Genomic DNA, 20,003 nt, shown 5'->3' with positions numbered 1-20,003 from the left:
CCTGGCAGCCTGGCAGCGGGAGCTTCGTTCGTCTGGAATGCCGGCCACCTGCTCACCAGGCTGCTGCGACCACCTTCTGCCGCACTTTAAGTTCAGGCCTTCTTTCCAGTCCTGCGCACAAGCTCAAGAATTCGTTCGCGGATGTGAGCGCGGATCTGAGACGTAGCGTTATCACGAGGAGGAGTTTCGTTAGGTACGCTCGGCTTGCCAGCACCAGACATGGCGTTGAACTCCTTCCTCCTGCGCGAGGACACTCTTGAATGCCACCTCGTCCTCAGCCGGCACATAACCGTCCGGTCAGATACGAGGTCGTCGTTGCTCCCCATCTGCCTGACCAAGAAAGGCGCCTCAGACCTTGATCGCCATACAGCAACGGCCTATTATGGATTCACTGTACACCGGCGAGGCGATGGAAATCAAGCCGCAATGGCGTTCCACTCACAGGCTCTGCAGTGTTCCGGCTCGAAGAGGGCCGGGAGGCCGAACGCTGGTGCACTGACGCCTTCGAAAGGTACAAGGAGCAGCGCGAATTGCCTTGCAACCGCAATTGCTTAGCGAGCCTCCGTCTGAAGCTTTCGTCCGCGTCTCTGCACTAGAGCGGTGCCCGGTCATGTCGCGACGGCCAAGTCGTCCTCGTAGCTGGCTGCAGCGAGGTAGTGACGGTTGGTGCGGTTCTCAAATTTTTGCCAAGCCTCTGGTTCGATATCGACATTTTGACGCAGGTCAATGGCCCGATATGTCAGCATATTGGGCCATTGGTATTATTCTCTTAACAGACAATCAATGGAAGTCGGGATTGTGAAACAGGGTATGATGGTGCACAAGGCCTACAAGACCCACATCTGTGTGCATGACTGACTCTGGTGGCGCATGGCTCGGTGCCGGATGACTTTGATGTACGTTGCCCGGGGCGAACACAAGGTTGCCGTCCCCGTCGACTTCAGCGTTCACGAGGTCTGTTTGAGCTTTCGTCTTGGCAACAAGTGAAGGCTGATTGTCTTGCACTCCCGCTATCAGGGTCGAGGCAGGCGGAAGCGTGACACCGCTCGGCTGCACGGGTGAGCTTGAACCTGTTGCATCTGAAGGCTGACTTGACGCGGCCGGATGTCCGAGAGTAGCTGCAGCCGCCCCACTGTGATCTGCGTTTGATCTTGTGATATCCGCCTGCGGATGGCTCACATCGGCTGCTGTGATCTCAGAGCTCACCCCGCCCGGTGTGGCTGGCGGGGCATCCGCCTTCGGTGTGGCTGGTGAGGTCACCGCCTTTGTGCCGTCCACCTGCGGATGGCTCACATCGGCTGCTGTGATCTCAGAGCTCACCCCGCCCGGTGTGGCTGGTGAAGTCACCGCCTTTGCGGCGTCCACCTGCGGATGGCTGGCAGTGGCTGCTGTGACCTCAGAGCTCACCCCGCCCGGTGTGGCTGGTGAAGTCACCGCCTTTGCGGCGTCCGCCTGCGGATGGCTGGCAGTGGCTGCTGTGACCTCAGAGCTCACCCCGCCCGGTGTGGCTGGTGAAGTCACCGCCTTTGCGGCGTCCGCCTGCGGATGGCTCACATCGGCTGCTGTGATCTCAGAGCTCACCCCGCCCGGTGTGGCTGGCGGGGCATCCGCCTTCGGTGTGGCTGGTGAGGTCACCGCCTTTGTGCCGTCCACCTGCGGATGGCTCACATCGGCTGCTGTGATCTCAGAGCTCACCCCGCCCGGTGTGGCTGGCGGGGCATCCGCCTTCGGTGTGGCTGGTGAGGTCACCGCCTTTGTGCCGTCCACCTGCGGATGGCTCACATCGGCTGCTGTGATCTCAGAGCTCACCCCGCCCGGTGTGGCTGGTGAAGTCACCGCCTTTGCGGCGTCCACCTGCGGATGGCTCACATCGGCTGCTGTGATCTCAGAGCTCACCCCGCCCGGTGTGGCTGGTGAAGTCACCGCCTTTGCGGCGTCCACCTGCGGATGGCTGGCAGTGGCTGCTGTGACCTCAGAGCTCACCCCGCCCGGTGTGGCTGGTGAAGTCACCGCCTTTGCGGCGTCCGCCTGCGGATGGCTGGCAGTGGCTGCTGTGACCTCAGAGCTCACCCCGCCCGGTGTGGCTGGTGAAGTCACCGCCTTTGCGGCGTCCGCCTGCGGATGGCTGGCAGTGGCTGCTGTGACCTCAGAGCTCACCCCGCCCGGTGTGGCTGGTGAAGTCACCGCCTTTGCGGCGTCCGCCTGCGGATGGCTGGCAGTGGCTGCTGTGACCTCAGAGCTCACCCCGCCCGGTGTGGCTGGTGAAGTCACCGCCTTTGCGGCGTCCGCCTGCGGATGGCTCACATCGGCTGCTGTGACCTCAGAGCTCACCCCGCCCGGTGTGGCTGGTGAAGTCACCGCCTTTGCGGCGTCCGCCTGCGGATGGCTCACATCGGCTGCTGTGATCTCAGAGCTCACCCCGCCCGGTGTGGCTGGTGAAGTCACCGCCTTTGCGGCGTCCACCTGCGGATGGCTCACATCGGCTGCTGTGATCTCAGAGCTCACCCCGCCCGGTGTGGCTGGTGAAGTCACCGCCTTTGCGGCGTCCACCTGCGGATGGCTGGCAGTGGCTGCTGTGACCTCAGAGCTCACCCCGCCCGGTGTGGCTGGTGAAGTCACCGCCTTTGCGGCGTCCGCCTGCGGATGGCTGGCAGTGGCTGCTGTGATCTCAGAGCTCACCCCGCCCGGTGTGGCTGGTGAAGTCACCGCCTTTGCGGCGTCCGCCTGCGGATGGCTCACATCGGCTGCTGTGACCTCAGAGCTCACCCCGCCCGGTGTGGCTGGTGAAGTCACCGCCTTTGCGGCGTCCGCCTGCGGATGGCTCACATCGGCTGCTGTGATCTCAGAGCTCACCCCGCCCGGTGTGGCTGGTGAAGTCACCGCCTTTGCGGCGTCCGCCTGCGGATGGCTCACATCGGCTGCTTTCACCTCAGGGCCCACCCCGCCCGATGTGGCTGGCGGGGCTTTCGTCTTGGCAACAAGTGAAGGCTGATTGTCTTGCACTCCCGCTATCAGGGTCGAGGCAGGCGGAAGCGGGACACCGCTCGGCTGCACGGGTGAGCTTGAACCTGTTGCATCTGAAGGCTGACTTGACGCGGCCGGATGTCCGAGAGTAGCTGCAGCCGCCCCACTGTGATCTGCGTTTGATCTTGTGATATCCGCCTGCGGATGGCTCACATCGGCTGCTGTGATCTCAGAGCTCACCCCGCCCGGTGTGGCTGGCGGGGCATCCGCCTTCGGTGTGGCTGGTGAGGTCACCGCCTTTGTGCCGTCCACCTGCGGATGGCTCACATCGGCTGCTGTGATCTCAGAGCTCACCCCGCCCGGTGTGGCTGGTGAAGTCACCGCCTTTGCGGCGTCCACCTGCGGATGGCTGGCAGTGGCTGCTGTGACCTCAGAGCTCACCCCGCCCGGTGTGGCTGGTGAAGTCACCGCCTTTGCGGCGTCCGCCTGCGGATGGCTGGCAGTGGCTGCTGTGACCTCAGAGCTCACCCCGCCCGGTGTGGCTGGTGAAGTCACCGCCTTTGCGGCGTCCGCCTGCGGATGGCTCACATCGGCTGCTGTGATCTCAGAGCTCACCCCGCCCGGTGTGGCTGGTGAAGTCACCGCCTTTGCGGCGTCCGCCTGCGGATGGCTCACATCGGCTGCTGTGACCTCAGAGCTCACCCCGCCCGGTGTGGCTGGTGAAGTCACCGCCTTTGCGGCGTCCGCCTGCGGATGGCTCACATCGGCTGCTTTCACCTCAGGGCCCACCCCGCCCGATGTGGCTGGCGGGGCTTTCGTCTTGGCAACAAGTGAAGGCTGATTGTCTTGCACTCCCGCTATCAGGGTCGAGGCAGGCGGAAGCGGGACACCGCTCGGCTGCACGGGTGAGCTTGAACCTGTTGCATCTGAAGGCTGACTTGACGCGGCCGGATGTCCGAGAGTAGCTGCAGCCGCCCCACTGTGATCTGCGTTTGATCTTGTGATATCCGCCTGCGGATGGCTCACATCGGCTGCCGTGACCTCAGGGCTCACCCCGCCCGGTGTGGTTGGCGAGATCACCGCCTTTGTGGCGTCCGCCTGCGGATGGCTCACATCGGCTGCTTTCACCTCAGGGCTCACCCCGCCCGATGTGGCTGGCGGGGCTTTCGTCTTGGCAACAAGTGAAGGCTGATTGTCTTGCACTCCCGCTGTCAGGGTCGAGGCAGGCGGAAGCGTAGCAGCGCCCGGCTGCACGGATGAGCTCAAACCTCTGTCGGACCGAGGCGCCGAGATGAGCGATGCATTCGGATCCGAAGTGCCCTGGAGCGCTGTTTGCGTTGCGCCCTGATAATGACTTTGGGAGCCCGAATCCGCTGTTGATACAGTCGAAGCGCTCGCCTGCTTCGCCTCCACACCGCCATCAGCAGCGCTCGACCCATCTTGTGTTGCGCCCTGATGATGGTTTTGGGAACCCGAATCCGCTGTTGATACAGTCGAACCGCCCGCCTGCTTCGCCTCCACACCGCCATCAGCAGCGCTCGACCCATCTTTCGGATGACGATCGGTGGATGACAATCCGGCCGTGGTGCGAGGATTGCCTGCCTCGACACTCCTCAAATAGCCGTGGCCTTCAGGCTCCAAGATTGCAAGCTTAACCGCTGTCACCAGCTTCAGAGGCTCAGAACCGTCTAGGCCAACGTCGGGTCGGCTCTGATGAATCGCGCCAATCTGCTCCGCCCCTAAGGGCGCCGCGTCTTTGCGCCTTTGACCCTCGATGTCGGGGGCGAGGGCAGACGCGCGCTGAATGGTCAGCTCCTCCGCGTGTCTGCCGCCGGCTGCTGGAATGGACGGCAGCGACACGTCGCATTGCGCCAGTTGATCCGTGGTATTGCTCGTCTGCTCGGTCAGGAGCAGCTCCGGATCTGACCTCATCTCGAAACCATCGTCTGCGACCGCTTTCGCGGCGAACATCATCGCCGAGAACACGATTGCTTCGATCTGCCTACGATGATCGCCTTGGTCATGGGCCTCGCCCGAACTTCTCGACTTCGACGGCAGAGGGTCCACCACCGGCACCACCTGATCGCTGGGACCGCTGGCAGCCATCGGAGCCGATGGCACAGATCCACTCGATTCGATGTCCTGGAGCTCGCTGGCGAAGGCGTCTTCGTGTGAAAGGGTCAACGCCGCGGCTGCAACGATTGCTGCCAGCAGGGCTGCCGGATGAACCACGAGCTTGGTGCCGGCCGCCGCTTGCGGGATGGGCAGAAGGGCCGGATATTGCGCCGCGATTTGGTTGAGAAGGGCGCGGAAGTCAGCACCACGCATTGGGTGGTCCAGCGCCTCGGAGGCAACCACATAGCTGCCGTCAATCCTGGCGAAATGCATGATCGCGTCGCCGTCCGGCCGGCAGAAGACGAACCAAGGTTCTGCCTCATCACTCAAGCCCTGCTCGCTGGTGATCCGCATCCCGGCACGGATCAGCGCGGCCTCGACCCGATAGAATTCGGCAAGTTCCTGCTGGGACCAATCTCCTTGGGTCGTTGGAGCAGGCCGGAAGAAAGAGATAACCGCGCCCATGGCGACCTTACTCCCAAGGCCCAATCGTCCACTTGGCCGGCGTGGGCGCACCACGGCGCTCAACTCGCGGCCTCGGCTTTTGGGCTGAATCGGATCTAACGCTCATGGAAGGCGTGCCCCATCGCGTCGAACAAGGGTGCGACCATGTAGTCGAGTGCTGTTCGCTCACCGGCCGAGACGACAACTTCGGCTGGAAGCCCTGCCAGCAAGCGGTGCTTTATGTCATTCGGAACCTGGTGCTCGTCGATCTCGACGATACCGGAAAAGTAGGCCTGCTTCGTCGTGTCGTCGATCAAGCGGTCGCGTGAGACGGTCTTGAGCGTCCCGAATATCGCCGGGGTCCGGCGCGTCTGGAAGGTCGGGAATTTGACCTCGGCTCTCATCCCCGCATGAATCGCTTCCAGATCATTGGGCGAGAATTGGACGCTGATCACAAGCCTGTCGCTCGTCGGGACGATTTCCATCAGCGGCTCTCCCGAACGAACGACCTGCCCAATCGTGTAGACCTTGAGACCTTGAACGACTCCGCTGTGCGAGGCGCGGATCTCATGTCGTCTGAGTACATCCTGGGCGACGAGGAGCTTCTCGCGAAGCTCGGCAATCTTCTGGCGTGTTTCCAGCAGTTGCGCAGTAGTGACTTCCTGCATCTTCTGCTTGAGCTGCGTAATCTGCATTCCGGCTTCGCCGATGGCGTTCTGCGCCTTGGCCGTCTCCGCCACTGAGCGTCCGATCACTCCCTCGAGCCGCGTGCGCTCTCGCTCCATGACAAGGAGCCGTGAGAGCGGGATGAGACTCTTCTCGCGTAGGCTGCGGAGGCCCTCAAGCTCCTGGTTGATAAAGCCCACCTGTGCCTGGACCGAGGCTTTCTCGACCGCGAGCCCCACCATTTCGGTCTTCAACTGCTTCACTCGAGCGTCGATGAGATCGAGCTGAGACTTTAGAGACCTTTGTCGCTCCGCCAGTTGGATCGTCTGGTCCTTGATCATGCGGGCAATTGCGGGCTCGTTCCGACGCGCGATGAGTTCCGGCGGCAGTTCCAGTTCGCTTGCTTGATTCTGTTCGGCTCGGAGGCGTGCCTCAAGGATCAGGGCGGCATCGAGCTGCGTTCTGAACAGATCAGCGCTCGCACGGGATTGGAGAGGATCGATGCGCAGGAGGACGTCGCCTTCCTGAACGCTCTGGCCGTCCTTCACCAGCACCTCCAGGATCATGCCGCCCTCGAAATGCTGGACGATCTTGCGGCTGCTCTCCGCGACGATCACGCCGGGACTGATGACGGCCCGATCGAGGCGAACGACAGCCGCCCAGCTGCCCATGACTCCAAATGTCGCCAAGATAACGGCGTAGCCCGCAATTGCGTACCGCCGCCAGCTGGTCAGACCAATCAAGCTTTGCTGCTCGCCTGCGGCGTCTGGCCGCTCCCCGACAGAGTGGGATGGTCGAGCTGCGGGCAGTGTTTCGGCGGACCAGATCGTCATGGCTCAGCCCGCTGATGCTCGCTGCCGGTCAGGGAGCCGACGGCCGACAACTCCGTCCGGACCCGTGGCCGATACAAGGGACGCGGCGGGCTTCGGGCCAGCGACCTGCGAGAGGATCTGCGCCGCCGCACCGAAGGCTTGAACGCAGCCGCCATCCATCACGAGGACCTGATCAGCTTCGATGAGGATGCTGAACTTATGGGTCACGATGATGACTGTCGCTCCCCGGCACTTCAGCCCCGACACCGCCTGCATCAGGGCTGCCTCACCCGCCTGATCGAGGCTCGCATTCGGCTCGTCGAGCACGACGAGGCTTGGATTGCCATACATGGCTCGGGCGAGTGCAATGCGCTGGCGCTGTCCGCCAGACAGCCCATGCCCCCCGACCCCGATCCTGGTGTTGTACCCGTCCGGGAGGCCCTGAATCAGCGTGTGACAGCCAGCTTTCTGAGCCACCTCGATGATCGCGGCCTCGTCTTCCACCGCGAAGCGCGCGATGTTCTGTGCCACGGTGCCATCGAACAGTTCCACGTCCTGCGGCAGATAGCCAACATGGCGTCCGAGCGCCTGCGGGTCCCAATGCCCGAGCTCCGAGCCATCGATCCGTACCGTGCCGCTCAGGAGTGGCCAGACACCTGTCAGAGCTCTGGCAAGGGTCGTTTTTCCCGCAGCGCTGGGACCGATGACGCCGACCACACTCCCAGGTTGCAGCCGGAAGCTGACGCCGCGCAGAATGGGCGTTGCGGTGCCGGGCGCCGCCACCGACACGTTGTCGGCCTCGACCTGCCCTTGCGGCCGAGGGAGGATCATGCGGTGCGGCTCCGGTCCCGCAAGAGAGACCAGATCCGCCAGACGGCGGTAGCTGGCCCGGGCTGCAGTGAAGCCTTTCCAGTTGGCGACGATCAATTCGATCGGAGCCAGCGCGCGGCCGATGATGATCGAGGCGGCGATCATTGATCCCGCGGAGATCTCCCTATGAATGGCGAGATAGGCGCCCAGGCCGAGAACCATGGTCTGCAGGAACATGCGGACGAACTTCGTCGTGGCGACGATGATGCCGGCCCGGTCACTGGCACGGGCCTGCAACAGCAGCACCTCGTTATGGCGGGAGCGCCATAACTCGCGCAGAGCGGCGAGCATGCCCATGGATTGGAGCACTTCGGCGTTCCGGAAGGTCGCTCGGGCTTGTTGTCCGGCTGCATTGGAGGCTTGGTTCGCTGCGTCGAGCGAACGCCGCGTTGCAACCTCGTTGATAAGCGTCAGCCCGAGGATCACGGACCCGCCCACCAGGGCCATCCACCCGAACCAAGGATGCAGGATGAAGCAGGCAAGGAGAAAGATCGGGGTCCAAGGCGCGTCGCAGAAAGCCAGGAGGCCGCTGCCCGTGAGGAACTCGCGCAGGGTGTCCACGTCGCGCAGGGCTGTCTCGTGTCCTGTGCCAGGCTTGCGCAGAGTGCTGCAATGCACTGAGTCGAAAATAGGACCTGCGATCCGCTGGTCGAAAATCATCCCGCCGCGGACCAGGATGCGCGAGCGAAGCATTTCGAGGATCGAATAAACAGCGAGGGCGAAAGCAGCGATGAGTGTGATGCCGAAGAGGGTCGCCTCGTTACGACTTGCCAGCACTCTGTCGTAGATTTGCAGCATATATAGAGGGCTGACAAACAGCAGGATATTAGCAAAAAAACTGAATATGAACGCGGTCACGAGCATCGGCCGCATGGACCGAATGCCATTTGTTAATGCCGACGACGCATTACTGCTGATCATGCAGACACCTCACCAGGATGCTGCCGCAGGACAATTGCGATATATTCGGTTATGGCATCCCAAAAAATTGCTTTTGTTTATTTCAATGAGTCCAAAACGCCAGCCCATTGGCCAGCGTTCGCCCCAAGCAGATCGTCTCGTTCCGAGCGCGGCTTCCTGTGAACGACCTCCAGCTTGGCTGTTTAGCCGGTCCCACCCTTTCACTATCGATGATAAGGCATCTTGAATCCATTCCAAGCGCTGAATCTGCGAAGAGGGTATTGCGCCGGGGGAGCGATCTGGACATCGGCCTGAGCCAGGTCTATATGTATATCACTGTACAGGTCGAAACAGCGCGTTCAGAGTTCGCAAGGAGGCGCCTTCACCGTGTATGCTCATCACCAACGTCTGGATTCAGAGGAAGTCCAGGGACTGCGCCGAGAAGGCGGACGGTTCCTAAAAGATCTGCGAGAGGCGCGCGGCCTCTCACAGCGGCAGCTCGCGACGTTGGTGGGTGCCGAATACTATACGTTCATCTCTCAACTCGAGACCGGCCGCGGCCGCATCCCCCCAGATCGGTATCGCGCTTGGGCTGAGGCGCTGGGCATTGAGGTCCGGCACTTTGTCCAGACTTTGATGCGCTTCTACGATCCATTGACCTATGAAATCCTGTTCGGAGCGGAGACGGACGCGGAACACTTACAGGGCGATGCCGACCGTCCTCAGAGAACGACAGGAGGCTAAGTCGCTGCAGCTCTATGGTGCCTGCCGCAGTGCCGGTGAGTTTGGAGGACGGCCGCGGTGGCGAAGCGAGCCAGACCCGAGGATGCCGCCGCAAAGCAGCTACGGGCAGACGTGCTGATCTCACAAGATCAAAGCATGGCGGAGGCGATCCATACAATCGGTCCGCATTGATGGTTATCGCAACACTGAAACAGTCATCAGTCCTGTTGATACTTTGATAACTTACAATGCGCGATAATTGCGCGCGGATAGAGCGGGGCGATATTCGACATCCCGGCACGAGGAAAGTGATAATTTGTTTCGATAGTCCACTTCCGTAATCGCACTTCCGTGAAGATCGCCCTCCGGCAGCATGGCCGCTATCGAGACGTCGAGGATCGCTGCGCGACGAGTCCGCGGCATGGGTCTCAGTTTTGGCGCCGGACTGGCTGTTCCTTTCCGAGACGGCGTTCTTTCGTGTTCGGCATGCCCTGCGGGTCGGAAGGCGGGCAGGTGTGGCGGCGGGACAGTCGCCGCGGCCTGCTCGCCTACACGATCGGGATCGTGGCAAGGACCGTATCGGCCCCGGTACGAATGACGAGTCTCCAACCCTCTTCGAGGTCGGTCAGCTCGCCGCTGGCGCTCATCTCCTCCAGCGCAGCTTCGGCTTGCTCGAGGGCGTCAGCCAAGTCGTCCGCCTCAACGCCCTCGTTGTCGCGGATGGTGGTGAGTCCATCGGTGAGGTCGAAGTAGAAGCGCTGCACCACGTGCCCCTCCCTCACGCGCGGATCACGAGGCGAGCATGTAACTTCCCAGCTACTTAGTAAATCAAGCCTCTCATTCGCTCGCTACAACATTGGATACGTACGCATCGTGCACAATTAATCCTGCTCCAAGCAGCGGCGAGTTTGCTACTCTTTTGATCACCCGATATGAAAAAAAGAGGTAAGCTGCATACCCACAAAGCTGGGTTCATCCCCTTGAACAGGGTGGGCCACACGCTATTTGGTTGAGCTCATTCGCTCTCTAGTGGGAGTGACCTAGCAATGATAGCCTTATCAAATCCTGAACATGACTGCATAGATAATATATCTTCCGACAAACGAGATGTAGTTCGAGCTCATGTCATGAAAATAATCAGTAAAATTGCGGTCTTTCAATCTGATAAAAAGGATTTTCAGCACCCCAATAGCTCTGAAAGCAACACCTCTCCTCCGACGGATATTGCGTAAATCGGCTGTCGAAGGACCGCAAGACACTCGACAGCGAGGTTGGGCCGTCCTGGGCGCCTGAGCCAAGGAGGAAGCCTCCACTCACAAGCCCCGTGCCGGTCTCCGTCGAAGCTCGCGTGGTTGCGTTGCTGGGCCGCGAGGAGCCCCGCGACGCCTCGCCGCCCGACAGTCGTCGCCAGAACAGCCAAGCCCCACGACGCCCAGAAGGCCGATAGATTGGGCGTCGACCGGCGCCCCGCGCGGACCGGCTTGGAATGCTTCCGAGCACTTCCCGGAGGCAGCATAACGCGCTCGATAGGCGTTGAGATGCAAACGGTAATGGCATGCTCGCAATTCATTCAGACGTGCTGGATCTGCTCCGATTGATCCGGGAGTCCGGAAACCCGCCCCTTGAGGCGCTCCCGCCTGAGCAGAGCCGGCGCTTGTATTTGGCAGGCCGCCGATCGCTCCAGCCGCCTCCTGACCAGGTGTCACTGGTGCGCGATCTGCATGCACCGTCACAGGATGGTCCCGTACCCCTGCGCCTCTACCGCGGAATGGGAACCGCGGATGACGCTGTGCTGCCCTGCCTCCTCTACTTGCACGGCGGAGGCTGGGTCGTAGGCAGCGTCGAATCACATGATGGCGTGTGCCGTCAGTTGGCCAATCTCACTGCCGGCTGCGTCATTTCGGTCGAGTACCGCTTGGCCCCCGAGCACCCGTTCCCAGCTGCTGTCGAGGATGCCGCTGCGGCTCTGACCTACGTGGTCGCACAGGCCGAGAGCTTGATGATCGACCCTGCCCGGATCGCAGTCGGGGGTGACAGCGCCGGCGGCAATCTCGCGGCGGTTCTCGCTCTCATGGGGCGGGATGGTGTGGTGCCGCGGACCGTCTTCCAGGCCCTGCTCTATCCCGCCGTGGACCTGACTATGACGAGCGACGGCTATCGGCGCGTCACAGAGGGCATGCCGCTCACGGCCGCGACGATGCGCTACTTCGTCAGCCACTACGTACCCCATCATCCGGAGCGGTTGGACTGGCGCGCCTCTCCTTTGCGGACCACGAGCCTGGCAGGAGCACCGCCTGCCCTGGTCCTGACCTGCGGTCATGACCCACTCTGTGAGGAGGGCAGGCTCTATGCCAAACGGCTTGAGGATGAGGGCGTACCGGTCACGGCCTTGCACCTGAGTGACCAGACCCACGGCATCTTGACCATGGGCAAGATCATTCGCGCTACCGCGAGCACTCTCACCTTCATGGCGCACGCATTATGCGATGCGTGGACTGCACTGTGAGGTCAGCCTTGCGCAAACCGGCACCCTGTAGAGTCGGCGGCGGAGGCGAACCCGTCTACGTTTACGCTTTCGCTTCGCCGCCTGAGCAACTCTTGATCCGGGCTATGTCACTTTGCCTAGCATGGCTTTGACTGGAGCTCCCATGTGCGGAGCGCGGCGTATTTGGCTGCATCAATGCTCGTTCGGCATTGGTCCATTCAGGCTTTGAGTTGGACCTCGCGCCATCTGAGCCATCAGTCGAACCGACTCTGAACGGGTGAGAATGACTGGTATTGTTGAAAAACTCCGTGAGGCCCTGCGGGGCCTCTACATGTAGTGGCCAGCGCCTTGCGCCGCATCAACCAATTATATGCTTGGGTCTAGCAAAGAACTCCAAAGCGAGTTTTTCAACAATATCAGTCATTCGCCGCCTGTTGTTTCGAAACGGCTCTTGTGTGCGCAGACGGTCCCGCGCCTATGGATGGACCGGTGCCTACGCGCTGGCGCGCCGCGCGGCCCGACGGGCGCTCGACAAATGGCAACGTCTCAGAGCCGGAGTTCACGCTGCCCGAGACATCGAGGATGCGGCGGCTTGCCTGTTGTGGCCGTATCCAGGGGGTAGGATATGACAAACTGGCAAAGCGGCCGCGTCCGGATGCGGCCCACGTCCGCCGGCGCAGTCATGCATGTGGTTTGGACCAGTTGTTCGGTGGGCGCTGGCGGGCCGCGTTCGGCCCGGTCGGCCTCACGGCGAGCGTGTGCGAGCTCGGTGATTTCTACGCGACGATCGCCGAGAAGAAGCGCATCACCTTCACAGTTGCGGCCGAACTGACGATCGTTCACGGAGACGGCGAGCTGCTGTTCGAGACAGGGGGCAATCTCATTGACAATGCTGTCAAGTTCACCCCCGCGGGCGGGCGCGTCTCGCTCACACTGCCGTCGCAGGATGGTGCGCATCGCCGCTGTCTCGGCAAGACGGTCCGCTGTCGGTGCGAAGGCAGAGCCTCGCCGGGCCCCGACCTGCCATGAGGTGTGACCGCGATCGGGGACTGCATATCGAGGACCTGCGCAGCGATCTGGCGGGGCCTTTCGATCTCGTCGTGCCCAAGGGGCAGATCGTGACCATCGCCGGCCCGTCCGGCTCGGGAAAGAGCCTGTTCCTGCGCATGATCGCCGATCTCGACGTGAATACCGGGCGGGTCCGGCTCGACGGGCGGTGGCGCTCCGAGATGCCGGCTCCGGAGTGGCGGCGGCAGGTCCCCTACGTCGCCGCCGAGCCAGGCTGGTGGAGCGACGCGATCGCCGATCACGTCGCGCCGGAGCACCGGGCCGCAGCCGAGGCGCTCGCCGCACGTCTCGGTGTCGGCGCACGCCCCTTCGCGGGACTGGTCGCCAACCTCTCGACCGGGGAACGTCAGCGCTTGGCCCTGGTCCGCGCCCTCGTGCGTGAGACGCCGGCCCTTCTCCTCGACGAGCCCACCGGGCCTCTCGATCCGGTTTCCACCACGGCCGTCGAGGCGCTTCTGCGGGAGCGTGCGGCAGCCGGAGCGATCATCCTGATGGTCTCCCATGATCCCGGTCAGAGCGAGCGTCTGAGCGCACGGGCCCTGCGCATGGCGGCGCGTCGGCTGGAGGCGGTGCCATGACCCCGATCACCCTCAGCGCCACCGACCTCGCGCTCGCGGCGTCGCTCGTCGTCCTGGATGCGGGCCTCTCGCTCGCCCTGCGCCTCAACCTCCACCGCCAACTCGTGCTGGCGGCCGCGCGCATGGTCGTTCAGCTGATCGGCGTGGGGTACCTGCTGCGCTTCGTCTTCGCGCTGAACGATCCGGTGGCGACGCTGCTGCTCGTGCTGGTGATGAGCCTCGTGGCCGCCCGGGAGGTCGCCGCGCGGCCCGAGCGGCGCTTCCGGGGCTTTGTCACGCTGGCGATCAGCCTCGGCAGCGTCCTCGTTGCCACCCTGGCGACCGCCGGCCTCGCCCTGTCGACGGCGATCCGCCCGACGCCCTGGTACGATCCCCGCTACGCCGTCCCGCTCGCCGGCATCGTTCTGGGATCGGTGCTCAACGCGGCCAGCCTGACGCTCGACAGCCTGCTCGGAGGCGTGCGGCGTGAGCGCAGCGCCATCGAGGCCCAGCTCGGGCTCGGCGTGCCGTTCCGGCAGGCTGCCGCGGGCCTCTTCCGCACGGCCGTGCGCCGCGGCCTGCTGCCGATCATCAACCAGATGTCGGCTGCGGGCATCATCACGCTGCCCGGGATCATGACGGGCCAGATCCTGGCCGGAATGGATCCCGTCGAGGCGGTGAAGTACCAGATCCTGCTCCTGTTCCTGCTGACGGGCGCGAGTGGCCTCGCGGCGCTGGCCACGGCCGGTCTTGCTCTTCGCTGCCTGACGGACGACAGGCAGCGCCTGCGCCTCGACCGCCTCGCGTGAGCCTTACGGTCCGGAACCTGCACGGCCAACGCCGCGGCTGCCGCTTGACATCGCGCGCCGCGAAGGTCTTTTCTCCCACTATCGGGAAGCGATCTCCCGACGAGGCTCCGGCTGAAGAATCGCGTCCAACCTGCATTCTCTGCAAGGACGCGCCATGCCTGAGCCCAATTCCATCCCTGTCGACAAGCTCGCTCGTCTCCTCGGCACCCCCGGCTGCCCGGTGCTCCTCGACGTCCGCACCGACGAGGACTTCGCCGCGGATCCCCGGCTGATTCCGGGCGCCATGCGCCGCCCCTGGGGCGACGTGGCAGCCTGGGCCGGCGCACTCTTCGGCCGCAATGCCATCGTGATCTGCCAACGCGGCCAGAAGCTCAGTCACGGCGTCGCTGCCTGGCTGCGGCAGGAGGGGGTGCCGGCCGAGGTGCTGGAGGGCGGCACCGATGCCTGGCATGCGGCCGGCCTGCCCATGGTGCCGGCCGACAAGCTGCCCGCCCGCGATGCCCTGGGCCGGACCAGGTATTTGGCCACATCGCCGTGTTCTTCTCCAAGATGGCCATGGTGACGTTCGGCGGCGCCTACGCGGTGCTGGCTTATGTCGCGCAGCAGGCGGTGGAGCATTACGGCTGGCTGAAGCCCGGCGAGATGCTCGACGGGCTCGGCATGGCCGAGACCACGCCCGGACCGCTGATCATGGTCACGCAGTTCGTGGGCTTCATGGCCGCTTTCCGCGCCCCCGGTTCGCTGCCGCCGCTCGTCGCCGGGACGCTCGGGGGCCTGCTGACCACCTGGGTGACCTTCGTGCCCTGCTTCCTCTGGATCTTCGTCGGGGCTCCTTACGTCGAGCGCCTGCGCGGCAACCCGGCCCTCGCCGGCGCGCTGGCGGCCATCACCGCGGCCGTGGTGGGCGTGATCCTCAACCTCGCGGTCTGGTTTGCGCTCCACACCATCTTCACGCAGGTGCGACCTGCTGTGGCCGGCCCTCTCCGGTTCGATGTGCCAGTGCTCGCCAGTGTGAACCCCTTCGCCCTGGTCCTGGCGCTCGCGGCCGCCGTGGCCGTGTTCCGGTTCAAGGTCGGCATGATCACGACGCTCGCGGCCTGCTCGGCCGCGGGCGTGGCCCTCCACTTAGCGGGGCTGGTCTGATGCGTCCCTGGCATCGCGGGCTCTGGCAGGGCGGTGCGGTCCTGCTGTTCAGCCTGGGGCTGGCCCACCCAGCGCCGGCCGCAGAGACATTTCGGCAGCTGACCGGGCCGCAGATCCGCGCGCGTCTGACCGGGAAGGAGGTCACCGACGAGGTGCACTGGGCCTACCGCTTCGAGCCAGGCGGTCGATTGCAGACCGTGTCCATGGGGCGAGCCCGCACCGGCATTTGGCGGCTCCAGGGCGACGCGCTGTGCCTGAATGCCGATCCCTGCCTCCAAGTCTGGATGGCTGGCACCCATGTCGAGTTCCGGCGCGACGGCGCCCTGCCCGAGGAAGGCGTGCTGCAGGCGCCGGCCCGGCGGCCGTGATGCCGGCCTGACACGAAACCTGGTCACGAAGGAGATGACCATGCGCCGACAAATAGCTTCTCTTTTCGCATTGAGCCTGGTGGCGCTCGCGCCGCCCGTGCAGGCAGCTGAGACGTGGCAGCAGGCGATCGCCACCGGCCTCGGCAAGCCCGGCACGGAGATGCCGGGCGGGGTCTACCGCGTCAGCCTGCCCCGCACCGATCTGGCGGTGACGCTCGACGGCGTGTCGATCAAACCCGCGCTGGCTCTCGGCTCCTGGCTGGCCTTTCGGAAGGCCGGCGAGAACCAGGTGATGGTGATGGGCGACCTCGTGCTCACCGAGGACGAGGTGAACCCGGTCATGACGCGCTTGGTCGAGGGCGGCGTGGAGATCACGGCCCTGCACAACCACCTGTTGCGCGCCTCGCCCAACCCCCTCTACATGCACGTCTCGGGACATGGTGAGCCTGAGACGCTCGCCGCGACGCTGATGGGGGCGCTCGGCGCGAGCCGCACCCCGTTCGGCGCCGAGACGGCGACCGGCACGCCGCCGGCCGGCCACCCGGGCCCGGCCTCGGCCGGGGCAAGCCCGGCGCCCGCGCGGGCCACAGCTTCGGACCAGGCGCAGCCCCTCGACACGGCGGCCATCGAGGCGGCGCTCGGGCGCAAGGGCAAGCTCAACGGCGGGGTCTACGCCGTCAGCGTCCCGCGCGCGGAGACCCCGAGGGACCACGGGATGGATGTGCCGGAGGCGATGGGCTCGGCCATCGCGATCAACTTCCAGCCGACCGGCGGCGGCAAGGCGGCGATCACGGGCGACTTCGTGCTGACCGCCGACGAGGTGAACCCGGTGATCAAGACGCTGCGCCAGAACGGCATCGAGGTGACGGCTCTGCACAACCACATGCTCGGCGACGAGCCGCGGCTGTTCTTCATGCACTTCTGGGCCAACGACGACACGGCCAAGCTCGCCAAGGGGCTCGGCGCAGCGCTCAAACACGTCAAGGTCGCGTCGGGCGGCTGAGCCAGCACGCAAGGGTCGGCTCGGCCGCCCTTGCCCTCGCAAGCAGGCACATGACGAGAGGACTGGTTGCCCTCGGCGATCACGCCTGCGCTCGGTCAGAGGAGGTCAGGATGACGTACGCCATAAAGCCGCTCGGCTGCGATCCAGCTCGGATCAAAGGCATGTCGGAACGGCTGATCGTCAGCCATTACGAGAACAACTACGGCGGTGCCGTGAAACGGCTGAATCTCATCGAGGAGCAGCTTGCCGGGCTGGATTACGAGACGACGCCCGGCTTCGTGATCAATGGGCTCAAGCGCGAGCAATTGATCGCGATGAATTCGATGATCCTGCATGAGCTGTTTTTCGGCGGCCTTGGCCAGGAGAGCGAGCCGGGACCGGTCCTACGCAAAGCGCTTGCCCGCAGCTTTGGTTCATTCGAGCGCTGGCGCTCCGAGTTCATCGCCATGGGCAAAGCTCTGGCCGGCGGTTCCGGATGGGTGCTCCTGTCCTGGTCGCCCCGAGACGGCCAGCTGGTCAACCAGTGGGCCGCCGACCACGCGCACACGCTGGCGGGGGGCGTGCCGATCCTGGCGCTCGACATGTACGAGCATTCCTACCAGATCGATTACGGCTCCAAGGCCGCGACTTACGTCGACACCTTCATGCAGGCGATCCGCTGGGAGAACGCGGACCGGCTATTTTTCAGTTTAAGGGAAGGTGAACGTACCACAATGACTCCGGGTTGATTCCGCAATCTCCAAAAGGGGGCTGACCTATGTTGCCGAAGCCTTTTGGATCCGCTCTCGTTCGCACAGCGGCAGGACTCCTGCTTGCCGTGCAGCTAGCGCCAGGACGGGCGGCCGACACCGCGCCAATGCTGCTCGATCAAAAGATCCCGCTCGGCAATGTACGCGGTCGCATCGACCACCTTGCCTTCGATGCAGCTCGGCATCGGCTGTTCATCGCCGAGCTCGGCAATGACAGCATCGGAATAGTCGACGTCAGCGACGGCAAGCTCGTGCACCGCATCCCCGGCCTCCATGAACCGCAGGGCATCGCCTACCTGGCCTCCAACGACACGGTGTTCGTAGCGAACGCAGGCGACGGTACCGTTCGCTGGTACAACGGCTCGGATTACGCGTCGCTTGGAGCCATGAGGCTGGGTGAGGACGCTGACAACATCCGGCTCGATCAGCGCACGGGGCAAGTCATCGTCGGCTATGGGCAGGGTGCAATCGCGGTCCTTGCTCCCGATGGCACGAAACTGGAGGAGATTCGGCTCGCCGGACACCCCGAATCCTTCCAGCTTGGTCCCCAGGGAAGCCAGATCTACGTCAATGTGCCGGATGCGCACGAGATCGCTGTGCTTGATCGCGACAATGGCCGCCAGATCGCGCACTGGAGCCTGCCGTCCGCCAGGGCCAACTTCCCGATGGCTTTGGACCCTTCAGGCGAGCGGCTCCTGGTCGTTTACCGGAAGCCTGCCCTCCTGGCCGTCTTCGATATCAAGGACGGGAGCGCGCTCGCGCAGGTCCCGACCTGCGGCGATGCCGACGACATCTGGGTCGATCGAAAGCGCCGGCGGATCTACATCAGCTGCGGGGAAGGCGCTCTCGATGTCCTGCAAGAAGAGGGGCGGTCCTATCGCGAGCTCGCTCGCATCCCAACCGTGTCGGGGGCACGGACCTCGCTGTTCCTGCCCAAGCTCGACCGTCTGTTCCTGGCCGTGCGCGCCAGCAATCGCGAGGGGGCGGCCATCTGGGTGTTCCGGCCCGCCGACTAGCAGTGCCGGGGTTTCCGTTAGGCTGATCGCCCACCTTTCCTGGCGCTCGGATCAGGCAAAGCTGACTGTTCATTTGAGATGCCGGTCCACTTGTCCTCCGGGGCAGCACTCATGTCCGATACCAATCCGCATCCGTTCAAGATGGCTATTGTCTGGTGGGGCGACGCCGAGGAGCGCGCCGCTGCGCGACCGGAGACGAGCCGGCTTAAGGCGATCTTCGCTGCTCTGGAGCGGCACGGGATCACCGCCGAGCCGGCGGTCTGGTCGGACGCGCTCACCGACAAAGTTCGCGCCCAGCTGATGAGCGTCGATGGTGTGTTGGTCTGGGTGAATCCGATCACGACACCAGGCGGCGAAGGGCGCGGGGTGCTGGATGACCTCCTGCGGGAGGTGGCCGCGGCCGGCATCTTCGTCAGCAGCCATCCGGACATCATTGCCAGAATGGGCGTCAAGGAGGTGCTCTACCGGACCCGTAAGCTGGGTTGGGGGACGGACACTCACGTCTACGGGACCTACGTCGCGTTCAGAGCGGAGTTTCCTGAACGGGTGGCCACGGGTCCGCGGGTGTTGAAGCAGAACCGCGGCAACGGCGGGCTCGGGGTCTGGAAGATCGAACGTGCAGCCGGCGTGGACGTCGTCGTTCAGGAGGCCTGGGGCAGCCGCCGCGTGCGCACCATACCGCTCGATGTCTTCATGGAGGAGCGAGCGGTCAATTTCACGGCCGCTGGCACGCTGATCGACCAGCCGTTCCAGGCGCGGCACCTGGAGGGCATGATCCGCTGCTACCTGTCCGGCGACCAGGTGGTAGGGTTCGGCCATCAACTGGTCCGAGCTCTCGCTCCCCCCGAGGCCGGCCCGGCCGGACCCCGCCTCTACTTCGGGCCGGACGATCCCAGGTTCCAGCGCTTGCGGGGCCTGCTCGAACAAGAGTGGACGCCGCAGATGGCTCATCTGCTGGGCCTCGGCCTGGGTGACCTGCCGGTGATCTGGGACGCCGACTTCCTGCTGGGTCCGCAGACGCCCACCGGCGAGGACACCTACGTGCTCTGCGAGATCAATGCGAGTTCTGTCTTTCCGATCCCAGATGAGGCCCCCGAAGCTATCGCCAGAACAACATTCCGCCGGCTTGAAGCAACCCCTCGATCACGAGCAAGCCACAGTAGCACCCAAGCAGATCAATGACTACGTGACAGCGGGTTTTTCTTTGAACCTGGGATAATTTGGCAAACTTCTCTACACTTGCGATCAACAAAAGCGTCATTTACCGGATGTGCCAGGGCGCCCAGGACCAGTCCGACGTTGATCAGTGCC

Annotated in this window: 14 protein-coding genes and 2 pseudogenes; 12 read left to right on the top strand and 4 right to left on the bottom strand. The window is 64.0% G+C overall.

The features are described 5' to 3' along the window. Nucleotides 1-780: 780 nt before the first annotated feature. The 3 genes from MNOD_RS45275 to MNOD_RS39485 all read right to left on the bottom strand — a co-directional run bounded on the left by MNOD_RS45275 (nt 781) and on the right by MNOD_RS39485 (nt 8,792). Entirely contained in the window at nt 781-5,544 is a 4,764-nt protein-coding gene (locus MNOD_RS45275; RefSeq protein ID WP_012631201.1) for a hypothetical protein, read from the bottom strand. Nucleotides 5,545-5,639: 95 nt separating this feature from the next. Beyond that, nucleotides 5,640-7,022, bottom strand: coding sequence for an HlyD family type I secretion periplasmic adaptor subunit (locus MNOD_RS39490; protein ID WP_012631200.1), 1,383 nt, complete (start codon nt 7,020-7,022; stop codon nt 5,640-5,642). A 3-nt stretch (nt 7,023-7,025) separates the two neighbouring features. Further along, nucleotides 7,026-8,792: a type I secretion system permease/ATPase gene (locus tag MNOD_RS39485; RefSeq protein ID WP_012631199.1), complete on the bottom strand. Its 1,767-nt coding sequence runs from the start codon at nt 8,790-8,792 to the stop codon at nt 7,026-7,028. Nucleotides 8,793-9,158: 366 nt separating this feature from the next. On the opposite strand from MNOD_RS39485, the gene MNOD_RS39480 reads away from it, so the two are divergent. Beyond that, nucleotides 9,159-9,515 (top strand): helix-turn-helix domain-containing protein, encoded by a 357-nt coding sequence (locus MNOD_RS39480; RefSeq protein WP_012631198.1) that lies wholly within the window; start codon nt 9,159-9,161, stop codon nt 9,513-9,515. Between the two features lie 527 nt (nt 9,516-10,042). Here MNOD_RS39480 and MNOD_RS39475 read toward each other — a convergent pair. Next, nucleotides 10,043-10,261, bottom strand: a complete 219-nt coding sequence (locus MNOD_RS39475) for a DUF6894 family protein (RefSeq protein ID WP_012631197.1) — start codon at nt 10,259-10,261, stop codon at nt 10,043-10,045. 788 nt (nt 10,262-11,049) lie between these two features. Between MNOD_RS39475 and MNOD_RS39470 the strand changes: the two genes are divergently transcribed. From MNOD_RS39470 to MNOD_RS39420, 11 genes and pseudogenes are all read left to right on the top strand, one after another. After that, nucleotides 11,050-12,000 (top strand): alpha/beta hydrolase, encoded by a 951-nt coding sequence (locus MNOD_RS39470; protein ID WP_012631196.1) that lies wholly within the window; start codon nt 11,050-11,052, stop codon nt 11,998-12,000. 468 nt (nt 12,001-12,468) lie between these two features. Further along, nucleotides 12,469-13,008: a sensor histidine kinase gene (locus MNOD_RS47690; protein WP_157091837.1), complete on the top strand. Its 540-nt coding sequence runs from the start codon at nt 12,469-12,471 to the stop codon at nt 13,006-13,008. Beyond that, nucleotides 13,005-13,625 carry an ABC transporter ATP-binding protein gene (locus tag MNOD_RS39460; protein WP_012631195.1) on the top strand — a complete coding sequence of 207 codons (621 nt, stop codon included), beginning with the start codon at nt 13,005-13,007 and terminating at the stop codon, nt 13,623-13,625. Before MNOD_RS47690 ends, MNOD_RS39460 begins: the two co-directional genes overlap by 4 nt. Continuing rightward, nucleotides 13,622-14,413 carry an ABC transporter permease gene (locus MNOD_RS39455; protein ID WP_012631194.1) on the top strand — a complete coding sequence of 264 codons (792 nt, stop codon included), beginning with the start codon at nt 13,622-13,624 and terminating at the stop codon, nt 14,411-14,413. The genes MNOD_RS39460 and MNOD_RS39455 overlap by 4 nt, the downstream gene beginning before the upstream one ends. 154 nt (nt 14,414-14,567) lie before the next feature. Beyond that, nucleotides 14,568-14,927, top strand: a pseudogene (locus MNOD_RS39450) (rhodanese-like domain-containing protein); the annotation flags it as partial. Next, nucleotides 14,918-15,556: pseudogene (locus MNOD_RS39445) on the top strand (chromate transporter); the annotation flags it as partial. The pseudogenes MNOD_RS39450 and MNOD_RS39445, both read left to right, overlap by 10 nt. Beyond that, nucleotides 15,556-15,924: a hypothetical protein gene (locus MNOD_RS39440; RefSeq protein ID WP_012631193.1), complete on the top strand. Its 369-nt coding sequence runs from the start codon at nt 15,556-15,558 to the stop codon at nt 15,922-15,924. The pseudogene MNOD_RS39445 and the gene MNOD_RS39440, both read left to right, overlap by 1 nt. Before the next feature lie 40 nt (nt 15,925-15,964). Further along, nucleotides 15,965-16,927 carry a DUF1259 domain-containing protein gene (locus tag MNOD_RS39435; protein WP_012631192.1) on the top strand — a complete coding sequence of 321 codons (963 nt, stop codon included), beginning with the start codon at nt 15,965-15,967 and terminating at the stop codon, nt 16,925-16,927. A 110-nt stretch (nt 16,928-17,037) separates the two neighbouring features. Next, nucleotides 17,038-17,655 carry a superoxide dismutase gene (locus MNOD_RS39430; protein WP_012631191.1) on the top strand — a complete coding sequence of 206 codons (618 nt, stop codon included), beginning with the start codon at nt 17,038-17,040 and terminating at the stop codon, nt 17,653-17,655. Between the two features lie 128 nt (nt 17,656-17,783). Further along, nucleotides 17,784-18,692: a YncE family protein gene (locus MNOD_RS39425; protein WP_157091836.1), complete on the top strand. Its 909-nt coding sequence runs from the start codon at nt 17,784-17,786 to the stop codon at nt 18,690-18,692. A gap of 111 nt (nt 18,693-18,803) precedes the next feature. Beyond that, complete coding sequence (locus MNOD_RS39420; RefSeq protein WP_012631189.1) at nt 18,804-19,874, top strand: Cj0069 family protein; 1,071 nt, start codon at nt 18,804-18,806, stop codon at nt 19,872-19,874. The last annotated feature ends 129 nt before the right edge of the window (nt 19,875-20,003 follow it).

Source organism: Methylobacterium nodulans ORS 2060 (assembly GCF_000022085.1).
Lineage (GTDB): Bacteria > Pseudomonadota > Alphaproteobacteria > Rhizobiales > Beijerinckiaceae > Methylobacterium > Methylobacterium nodulans.
This window is presented reverse-complemented; position numbering and strand designations above follow the sequence as displayed.

Bases quoted from the DNA above. Each gene is read 5' to 3' on its own strand.
- MNOD_RS45275 (WP_012631201.1), bottom strand. From the start codon at position 5,544: ATGGGCGCGGTTATCTCTTTCTTCCGGCCTGCTCCAACGACCCAAGGA.
- MNOD_RS39490 (WP_012631200.1), bottom strand. From the start codon at position 7,022: ATGACGATCTGGTCCGCCGAAACACTGCCCGCAGCTCGACCATCCCAC.
- MNOD_RS39485 (WP_012631199.1), bottom strand. From the start codon at position 8,792: ATGATCAGCAGTAATGCGTCGTCGGCATTAACAAATGGCATTCGGTCC.
- MNOD_RS39470 (WP_012631196.1), top strand. From the start codon at position 11,050: ATGCTCGCAATTCATTCAGACGTGCTGGATCTGCTCCGATTGATCCGG.
- MNOD_RS39460 (WP_012631195.1), top strand. From the start codon at position 13,005: ATGAGGTGTGACCGCGATCGGGGACTGCATATCGAGGACCTGCGCAGC.
- MNOD_RS39455 (WP_012631194.1), top strand. From the start codon at position 13,622: ATGACCCCGATCACCCTCAGCGCCACCGACCTCGCGCTCGCGGCGTCG.
- MNOD_RS39440 (WP_012631193.1), top strand. From the start codon at position 15,556: ATGCGTCCCTGGCATCGCGGGCTCTGGCAGGGCGGTGCGGTCCTGCTG.
- MNOD_RS39435 (WP_012631192.1), top strand. From the start codon at position 15,965: ATGCGCCGACAAATAGCTTCTCTTTTCGCATTGAGCCTGGTGGCGCTC.
- MNOD_RS39430 (WP_012631191.1), top strand. From the start codon at position 17,038: ATGACGTACGCCATAAAGCCGCTCGGCTGCGATCCAGCTCGGATCAAA.
- MNOD_RS39425 (WP_157091836.1), top strand. From the start codon at position 17,784: ATGCTGCTCGATCAAAAGATCCCGCTCGGCAATGTACGCGGTCGCATC.
- MNOD_RS39420 (WP_012631189.1), top strand. From the start codon at position 18,804: ATGTCCGATACCAATCCGCATCCGTTCAAGATGGCTATTGTCTGGTGG.